We start from the raw sequence: 8,548 nt of genomic DNA on the forward strand, positions 1-8,548 counted from the left end.
GGCGCAGGGGCGTCCACGGTCACCTGCGCATCCCGCGCGGTGCCGCGCACCCGTACCGTCACCGGATCGTGGCCCGGCACACGCACGTGGTGCGGTGTCCACGCCGGTTCGCCGCCCAGGCGCCAGCCCGACGGGGCCGAGAACGGGTCCACCCAGCCGTGGGACACGGGCTCCAGCCCCTGCTGCCGCAGCAGTGCCGCTGCCGCGTACACCTCGGCCGGCACCTCCTGCTCCACCAGCGCGGCCGCGTCGCGGTCGACGAGGCCCGTGTCGAGCGCGCCGGCCACCACGTCCGGATGCGCCAGCAGCCGCCGCAGGAAGCCCGCGTTGGTGTCGACGCCCAGGACGACCGTGTCCGCGAGGGCGGCCCGCAGGCGGCGCAGCGCCGTCTCCCGGTCGGGGCCGTGGGCGATCACCTTGGCGAGCATGGGGTCGTAGGACGTGCCGACGTCCGTGCCCTCCATCAGGCCCGAGTCGACGCGGACGCCCTCGCCCGCGGGTTCGCGCAGCAGCCGCACCGTGCCCGCGGACGGCAGGAAGTCGACCCGCTCGCCGCCGGCGCTCACGCGCGCGGTCTCGGCGCAGATGCGGGCCTCCACGGCGTGGCCGCGGAGGGTCACCTGCTCCTGGGAGACATCCAGATGCTCGCCGGCGGCGACCCGTACCTGCCACTCGACCAGATCCAGGCCGGTGATCATCTCGGTGACGGGGTGCTCGACCTGGAGGCGGGTGTTCATCTCCATGAAGTAGTACGAGGCGGGGTCGTCGCCCGGCACGATGAACTCGACCGTGCCCGCGCCCGCATAACCGCAGGAGCGCGCGGCCTGGACCGCCGCCTCGCCCATCGCGGCGCGCGTGGCCTCGTCGAGGAACGGCGAGGGCGCCTCCTCGATGATCTTCTGGTGGCGGCGCTGCAGGGAGCACTCGCGCTCGCCCAGGTGGATCGCGTGGCCGTGGCCGTCGGCCAGGACCTGGATCTCGATGTGGCGGGGGCGGTCGATCCAGCGCTCGACGAGGAGGGTGTCGTCGCCGAAGGAGCCGCGGGCCTCGCGCCGGGCGGCGGCGATCTCCTCGCCGAGCAGGGCGGCGTCGCGCACGAGGCGCATGCCCTTGCCGCCGCCGCCCGCGGAGGGCTTGAGGAGCACGGGCATGCCGATCGCGAGGGCGGCGGCTTCGAGCTCGGCGTCGGTCAGACCGCTGCCGGAGGAGCCGGGCACCACGGGCACGCCGGCGGCCTGCACGGTCTCCTTGGCCCGGATCTTGTCGCCCATGAGCTCGATGGCCCCGGCCGGCGGGCCGATGAAGGCGAGCCCGGCACCGGCGCAGGCGCGGGCGAAGGCGGCGTTCTCGGCGAGGAAGCCGTAGCCGGGGTGGACGGCCTGGGCGCCGGTGCGGGCCGCGGCCTCCAGCAGGCGCGGTATCGACAGATAGCTCTCCGCGGCCGCGGCCGGGCCGATGCGCACGGCGGTGTCGGCCTCGCGGACGTGCCGCGCTCCGGCGTCGGCGTCGCTGAAGACGGCGACCGAACGGATGCCGAGCGCGCGCAGCGTGCGGATGACCCGGACGGCGATCTCGCCCCGGTTGGCGACAAGGACAGTCTCGAACATGCTCCGCCTCACATCCGGAAGACGCCGTAGCCGGGCGCGGTGGTGTCCTTCTCGGGCAGGGGGGCGTTGGCGCAGGCCGTCAGCGCCAGGCCCAGCACCTGCCGGGTCTCCAGGGGGTCGATGACGCCGTCGTCCCACAGGCGCGCGGTGGCGTAGTAGGCGCTGCCCTGGGTCTCGTACTGCTCGCGGACGGGGGCCCGGAAGGCCTCCTCGTCCTCGGCGCTCCAGCTCTCGCCGCGGGCTTCGAGCTGGTCGCGCTTGACGGTGGCGAGGACGGAGGCCGCCTGCTCGCCGCCCATGACGGAGATCTTGGCGTTGGGCCACATCCACAGGAAGCGCGGCGAATAGGCCCGGCCGCACATCGAGTAGTTGCCGGCGCCGTAGGAGCCGCCGATGACGACCGTGAGCTTGGGGACTCGGGTGCAGGCCACGGCCGTCACCATCTTCGCGCCGTGCTTGGCGATGCCGCCCGCCTCGTACTGCCGGCCGACCATGAAGCCGGAGATGTTCTGCAGGAAGACCAGGGGGATGCCGCGCTGGTCGCACAGCTCGATGAAGTGCGCGCCCTTCTGGGCGGATTCGGAGAACAGGATGCCGTTGTTGGCGACGATGCCGACGGGGTGGCCGTGGATGCGGGCGAAGCCGGTCACCAGCGTCTGCCCGAACTCGGCCTTGAACTCGGCGAACCGCGAGCCGTCGACGACGCGGGCGATGACCTCGCGCACGTCGTACGGGGTGCGGGAGTCGGCCGGGACGGCGCCGTAGAGCCCGGCGGGATCGACGGCCGGCGCCTCGGCCGGCTCGACGGGCCAGGGGAGGGCGCCCCGCTCGGGGAGCGTGGAGACGATCGTCCGGACGATCCGCAGGGCGTGCTCGTCGCTCTCCGCGAGGTGGTCGGTGACGCCCGACACCTTGGAGTGGACCTCGCCGCCGCCCAGCTCCTCGGCCGTGACGACCTCGCCCGTGGCGGCCTTCACCAGCGGGGGGCCGCCCAGGAAGATCGTGCCCTGGCCGCGGACGATCACCGCTTCGTCGCTCATCGCCGGGACGTAGGCGCCGCCGGCGGTGCAGGAGCCGAGCACCGCGGCGATCTGCGGGATGCCCGCGCCGGACATCCGCGCCTGGTTGTAGAAGATGCGGCCGAAGTGGTCGCGGTCGGGGAAGACCTCGTCCTGCATGGGGAGGAAGGCGCCGCCCGAGTCCACCAGGTACAGGCAGGGCAGCCGGTTCTCCAGGGCGATCTCCTGCGCGCGCAGGTGCTTCTTGACCGTCATCGGGTAGTACGTACCGCCCTTGACGGTGGCGTCGTTGGCGACGATCACCACTTCGCGCCCGGAGACCCGGCCGATGCCGGAGATGACGCCCGCGGCCGGTGCGGCCCCGCCGTACATCCCCTCGGCGGCCAGCGGGGCGAGCTCCAGGAAGGGGGAACCGGGGTCCAGCAGGGCGTCGACGCGGTCGCGCGGCAGGAGCTTGCCGCGGGCGGTGTGCCGCGCCCGGGCCCGCTCCCCGCCGCCGAGCCGCGCCGCGGCCAGCCGCTCCCGCAGCTCCGCGGACAGCTCGCGGTGCGCGGCCTCGTTCGCCCGCCAGGCGTCGGACGCCGGATCGGCGGCGCTCCCCAGCGCCGGTGCCTGCTGCATGTACTCGAGCTCCCTTGCTCGGTCACTGAGCCGCTCGGTGTTAATGAGCGTTAACACGTTTCCTTCAGGTTAACGACCACTAACGCCGCTGTCTAGAATCTCTTTCGTGAACGACGCACCAACCCGGACCACCCCGGCACCCGCCGCCCCCACCCGCCGCGAGCAGATCCTCCGGGAGGCGGCCCGCCTCTTCGCGGAGCGCGGCTTCCACGGTGTGGGGGTCGACGAGATAGGCGCCGCGGTCGGCATCAGCGGACCCGGCCTCTACCGGCACTTCGCCGGCAAGGACGCGATGCTCGCCGAGCTCCTGGTCGGCATCAGCGAGCGGCTCTTCGCGGGCGGGCAGCGCCGCGTCATCGACGCCACCTCGACGGGCGAGGGCCCGGACGCCGTTCTCGGCTCCCTCATCGACGGCCACATCGACTTCGCCCTCGACGACCGGGCCCTGATCACCCTCCACGACCGCGAGCTGGGCCAGCTGCGCGACAGCGACCGCAAGCGGGTCCGCTCGCTGCAGCGGCAGTACGTGGAGCTGTGGGTCGACGTCGTCGGCCGGCTGCACCCGGACTCCGGCGAGGCGGAGGTGCGCGCCGCCGTCCACGCCGTCTTCGGCCTCCTCAACTCCACGCCGCACCTCGGCCGCCCCGGCGCGCTCCCCGGCCGCACGGCCACGGCGGCCCTGCTGCGCCGCCTGGCCCACGGGGCCTTCGCGTCGCTGACGGACGGCGGGCCGGCGCCTGCCGATGCGCCCGCCGATCCGTCTGCCGGGACGCCCGGCGAGGAGTCCGGCGAGGAGCCCGCCGAGCCGTCCGCAGGCTGACCCGGCCGGGTCACCCGTTCGGTCCAGTCCGCTCTGGACAGCTCTGGTGACTCCCCGGTAGCTTCGCCTGAGCAAGCGCTTGGCCAGGCATGAGCCCGGGGTTCCCGGGCCCGCACGAGGGGAATGGCAGCCAATGCGTCGCACGGTGTACAACGAGGACCACGAGGCCTTCCGCGAGACGATCCGCGACTTCATCGCGGCCGAGGTCGTGCCGGTCTACGACGAGTGGCGCGAGGCGGGTTCGGCGCCCCGGGAGTTCTACAAGAAGCTCGGCGAGCTGGGCGTCTTCGGCATCGAGGTGCCCGAGGAGTACGGCGGCGCGGGCGAGCGCAGCTTCAAGTTCCAGGCCGTCATCGCCGAGGAGTGCGCCCGGGTGGGCGTCAGCTTCGGCGGCAGCAGCGTGCACACGGCGCTCTGCCTGCCCTACCTCCTGAAGTACGCGACCGAGGAGCAGAAGCGGCGCTGGCTGCCCTCCTTCGTCTCCGGCGACATGATGACCGCCATCGCCATGACCGAGCCCGGCACCGGCTCGGACCTGGCCGGCATGAAGACCACCGCCAGGCTTTCCGGGGACGGCACGCACTACGTCCTCAACGGGTCGAAGACCTTCATCACCGGCGGGGTCCACGCCGACCGGGTGCTCGTGTGCGCGCGCACCGCCCCGCCCACCCCCGAGGACCGGCGCGGCGGCATCTCCATCCTCGCCGTCGACACCGCCTCCGAGGGTTACGCGGTCGGCCGCAAGCTGGAGAAGCTCGGCCTCAAGACCTCCGACACCGCCGAACTCTCCTTCACCGACGTCAAGGTGCCCGTGGAGGACCTCCTCGGCGAGGAGGGCAAGGCGTTCGGCTACCTCGGCCACAACCTCCCCCAGGAGCGGCTGGCCATCGCCGTCGGCGCGTACGCCCAGTCCGCCGCGGCCGTGGAGTTCGCCAAGGCGTACGTCCGGGACCGCACTGTCTTCGGGCAGTCGGTCGCCGCGTTCCAGAACACCAAGTTCGTGCTGGCCGACTGCAAGTCCGAGGTCGACGCGATGCAGGCGGTCGTCGACCGCGCCCTCGACGCGCACGACGCCGGTGAGCTGACCCCGGCCGACGCCGCGTCCGCGAAGCTCTTCACCACCGAGCGGGCGGCGGCCGTCATCGACAAGTGCCTCCAGCTCCACGGCGGTTACGGCTACATGATGGAGTACCCGATCGCCCGCCTGTACGCGGACACCCGCGTGACCCGCATCTACGGCGGCACCAGCGAGGTCATGCGGTCGATCATCGCCAAGTCGATGGGCCTGTAGGCCGGTAAGCCCCTGTCACCATGAACGAGCCCCTTACCCGCACCCCGCTGGACGACCTGCTCGCCCTGCTCGACCTGGAGCAGATCGAGGAGAACATCTTCCGCGGCACCACCGGCCGCGCCATCCTCGTGCCGCGCGTCTTCGGCGGCCAGGTCGCCGCGCAGGCCCTCGTCGCCGCCGGGCGCACGGTCCCCGCGGACCGTGCCCCGCACTCCCTGCACTCCTACTTCCTGCGGCCCGGCGACCCCGCCGTGCCCATCGTCTACACCGTCGACCGCATCCGCGACGGCGGTTCCTTCACCACGCGCCGCGTCGTGGCCGTCCAGCACGGGCAGCCGATCTTCCACCTGTCGGCGTCCTTCCAGCGCCACGAGGAAGGCCTGGAACACCAGGAGGCCATGCCGCCCGCGCCGGCCCCGCAGACCCTCCCCACGGCGGCCGAGATGCTGCCCCGGTACGCGGAGCTCCTCGGCGGCCCCGGCGTCGTGGACCGCATCCTGGACGCCCGCTCGGCGGTCGACCTGCGGTACGCGGACGAGCCGCCGTTCGGCAGCGTCGGGGAGCCGCGCGAACCGAAGTCGCAGGTGTGGTTCCGGACCAACGGCAAACTGGCCGACGACCCCCTGCTGCACATCTGCCTGGCCACCTACGTGTCCGACATGACGCTCCTCGACTCCGTCCTCCTGGCCCACGGCCGCGGCGGCTGGGCCGTCGGCGACGTCGTCGGCGCGAGCCTGGACCACGCCATGTGGTTCCACCGCCCGTTCCGCGCCGACGAATGGCTGCTCTACGACCAGGAGAGCCCCACCTCGCAGGGCGGCCGCGGGCTGGCCCGGGGGCGGATCTTCACCGAGAGCGGGCAACTGGCGGTGTCGGTCATCCAGGAGGGTGTCGTTCGGGTTCCCCGTCCGCGGGCCGGGTGACGTGACTACCCGTTAGAATCGGTGAGTTGACGTCACGGAGGGGGCCGGAATGGCACGCGCGACCGCGCAGATGGGGAAGGGCCTCAGGGGCCTGCTGATGGCCACGGGAGGGCTGTGCTTCGTCCTCGGAGTCGCGCTGGTCTTCCTCTGGCACTCCTCCCTCGTCGACCTGACGGGGGCGCCCCGGCTGGTGGGCTTCCTGGTGTTCCGGGGCGCCGAGGCCGCCCTGATCTGGGGCGGCGCCTGGGTGTGCGTGCGCGGCTGGAACGGCGGCCCCGAGGTGAGGCAGGGCTAGCCGGCCCCGGGGCCCGCGCACCGCGGGGCTAGTCCTCCGCCGGGAGCCCGTCCAGGGGAAGCCCCGCCGCCGCCAGCAGGTACGCCGTCATCGGCTCGTAGAAGCGCGGGTCCACCACGTGGTCGTCCATCGGGACGGCCACCTGCAGCGTGCCCTCCGCCTCCGCGAGGAAGAGCGCCGGGTCGTTGGAGTCCGCGTAGCCCACGGCGTCGATGCCGCGCTGCGCCGCGCAGCCCGCCCAGCCGTGGTCGGCGACGACCAGGTCCGGCAGCGGGCGGCCCGCGCGCAGCAGGCCGTCGAGGATCGCGGTCATCGGGTGGGGGGAGTGGGTGTGCCAGAGCGTCGCCCCGCCCTCGTACACCGCGACGTCCGCGAACTGCACGACGCAGCCCTCGTCCGCGGTCAGCCCGCCCGGGATCCGGACGATCTCGCAGCCCGCCGCGCGCATGGCCGCGGCCGTGGTGCGGTGCGTCTCCAGCAGGGCGCCCGGGTGGCCGGTCGCGAAGAGCACCCGCTGCCGGCTCTCCGCCGCCTTGCGCAGCACGTTCGCCATGCGGTCCAGGGCGTCGGCGGTCAGCTCGGGGTCGATGTGGTCCTGGCCGGCCCGGTGATTCAGGTCGTCGCTGACGCCGCAGCGCTCCGCCATCACGGCCAGCACGTCCTGCTCGTCCGTCCAGCGGTCGCCGAGCTCCAGGCCGAACCAGTAGCGGCGGTCGCCGTTCGCCAGCTTGCGGTAGTGGTCGAGGTTGTTCTCGCGCGGCGTCGCCACCGCGCCGGCGATGCGCGTGCGGACGAGGTGGTCGATCAGTGCGCTGCGGGTCGGTATCGGCATGCCGCTCATTGTCTCCCCCGATCACGTCGTGCTGGACGCTGTGTCCATATGGAGGGGCCGGACCCACAGTTACGTACATGTGCGGATTCCGCCGCCCTGCCTACCCTCGGGTACGTCCACCGCAGCCGCCCCGACGTTGGTCCGACCGTAACGCGTCCGTGATTCGAGAGGCACTCGCATGACCCCCCAGAACGGCCCTGCCCCCCGTGAACCGCGCGGCCCCGTCGACTCCTCCCGGATCCCGCGCTACGCCGGGCCCGCGACCTTCGCCCGCCTGCCGCGCCTGGACGAGGTCGGCACGGCGGACGTGGCCGTCGTCGGTGTGCCCTTCGACACCGGCGTCTCCTACCGGCCGGGCGCCCGCTTCGGCGGCAACGCCATCCGCGAGGCCTCCCGCCTGCTGCGCCCGTACAACCCGGCGCAGGACGCCTCCCCCTTCGCCCTCGCGCAGGTCGCGGACGCCGGTGACATCGCCGCGAACCCGTTCAACATCGACGAGGCCGTCGAGACCATCGAGGGCGCGGCCGACGACCTGCTCGGCACCGGCGCCCGCATGATGACCCTGGGCGGCGACCACACCATCGCCCTGCCCCTGCTGCGCTCGGTCGCCAAGAAGCACGGCCCCGTCGCCCTGCTGCACTTCGATGCGCACCTGGACACCTGGGACACCTACTTCGGCGCCGAGTACACCCACGGCACGCCGTTCCGCCGGGCCGTCGAGGAGGGCATCCTCGACACCGAGGCGCTCTCCCACGTCGGCACGCGCGGCCCGCTGTACGGCAAGAAGGACCTCACCGACGACGAGAAGATGGGCTTCGGCATCGTCACCTCGGCCGACGTGATGCGCCGGGGCGTCGACGAGATCGCCGACCAGCTGCGCCAGCGCGTCGGGGACCGCCCGCTGTACATCTCCATCGACATCGACGTCCTGGACCCGGCCCACGCCCCCGGCACCGGCACCCCGGAGGCCGGCGGCCTGACCTCCCGCGAGCTGCTGGAGATCATCCGCGGCCTGTCCTCCTGCAACCTGGTCTCCGCCGACCTGGTCGAGGTCGCCCCGGCCTACGACCACGCCGAGATCACGTCCGTGGCCGCCTCCCACGCCGCCTACGAGCTGACGACGATCATGTCGCGGCAGAT

At 73.1% G+C, this 8,548-nt stretch carries 8 protein-coding genes; 5 read left to right on the forward strand and 3 right to left on the reverse strand.

Features of this window, described 5'->3' with window-relative positions:
- Positions 1 to 1,607 (reverse strand): acetyl-CoA carboxylase biotin carboxylase subunit (locus V7793_RS28215; protein ID WP_336011478.1); only part of this gene is annotated, 1,607 nt, incomplete at its 3' end.
- Positions 1,608 to 1,615: 8 nt separating this feature from the next.
- Positions 1,616 to 3,247 (reverse strand): carboxyl transferase domain-containing protein, encoded by a 1,632-nt coding sequence (locus tag V7793_RS28220; protein ID WP_336011481.1) that lies wholly within the window; start codon positions 3,245 to 3,247, stop codon positions 1,616 to 1,618.
- A 106-nt stretch (positions 3,248 to 3,353) separates the two neighbouring features.
- On the opposite strand from V7793_RS28220, the gene V7793_RS28225 reads away from it, so the two are divergent.
- The 4 genes from V7793_RS28225 to V7793_RS28240 all read left to right on the forward strand — a co-directional run bounded on the left by V7793_RS28225 (position 3,354) and on the right by V7793_RS28240 (position 6,576).
- The gene (locus V7793_RS28225; RefSeq protein ID WP_336011484.1) at positions 3,354 to 4,067 is read left to right on the forward strand and encodes an SACE_7040 family transcriptional regulator; all 714 of its coding nucleotides are present in this window, start codon (positions 3,354 to 3,356) and stop codon (positions 4,065 to 4,067) included.
- 133 nt (positions 4,068 to 4,200) lie between these two features.
- Entirely contained in the window at positions 4,201 to 5,358 is a 1,158-nt protein-coding gene (locus tag V7793_RS28230; protein ID WP_336011487.1) for an acyl-CoA dehydrogenase family protein, read from the forward strand.
- 20 nt (positions 5,359 to 5,378) lie between these two features.
- Positions 5,379 to 6,281, forward strand: coding sequence for an acyl-CoA thioesterase II (gene tesB / locus V7793_RS28235; protein ID WP_336011490.1), 903 nt, complete (start codon positions 5,379 to 5,381; stop codon positions 6,279 to 6,281).
- A gap of 49 nt (positions 6,282 to 6,330) precedes the next feature.
- The gene (locus V7793_RS28240) at positions 6,331 to 6,576 is read left to right on the forward strand and encodes a hypothetical protein (protein ID WP_336011491.1); all 246 of its coding nucleotides are present in this window, start codon (positions 6,331 to 6,333) and stop codon (positions 6,574 to 6,576) included.
- Positions 6,577 to 6,604: 28 nt separating this feature from the next.
- Here V7793_RS28240 and V7793_RS28245 read toward each other — a convergent pair whose 3' ends face one another.
- Positions 6,605 to 7,408, reverse strand: coding sequence for a phosphatase (locus V7793_RS28245; RefSeq protein ID WP_336011493.1), 804 nt, complete (start codon positions 7,406 to 7,408; stop codon positions 6,605 to 6,607).
- A gap of 178 nt (positions 7,409 to 7,586) precedes the next feature.
- Between V7793_RS28245 and speB the strand changes: the two genes are divergently transcribed.
- Positions 7,587 to 8,548, forward strand: a 962-nt coding sequence (gene speB, locus V7793_RS28250; RefSeq protein ID WP_336011496.1) for an agmatinase, incomplete at its 3' end; no start/stop codon positions are given.

It is taken from the genome of Streptomyces sp. KLMMK, from assembly GCF_036961605.1.
GTDB classification, from domain to species: domain Bacteria; phylum Actinomycetota; class Actinomycetes; order Streptomycetales; family Streptomycetaceae; genus Streptomyces; species Streptomyces telluris.

Bases quoted from the DNA above. Each gene is read 5' to 3' on its own strand.
- V7793_RS28230 (WP_336011487.1), top strand. From the start codon at position 4,201: ATGCGTCGCACGGTGTACAACGAGGACCACGAGGCCTTCCGCGAGACG.
- V7793_RS28240 (WP_336011491.1), top strand. From the start codon at position 6,331: ATGGCACGCGCGACCGCGCAGATGGGGAAGGGCCTCAGGGGCCTGCTG.
- V7793_RS28245 (WP_336011493.1), bottom strand. From the start codon at position 7,408: ATGCCGATACCGACCCGCAGCGCACTGATCGACCACCTCGTCCGCACG.
- tesB (WP_336011490.1), top strand. From the start codon at position 5,379: ATGAACGAGCCCCTTACCCGCACCCCGCTGGACGACCTGCTCGCCCTG.
- V7793_RS28220 (WP_336011481.1), bottom strand. From the start codon at position 3,247: ATGCAGCAGGCACCGGCGCTGGGGAGCGCCGCCGATCCGGCGTCCGAC.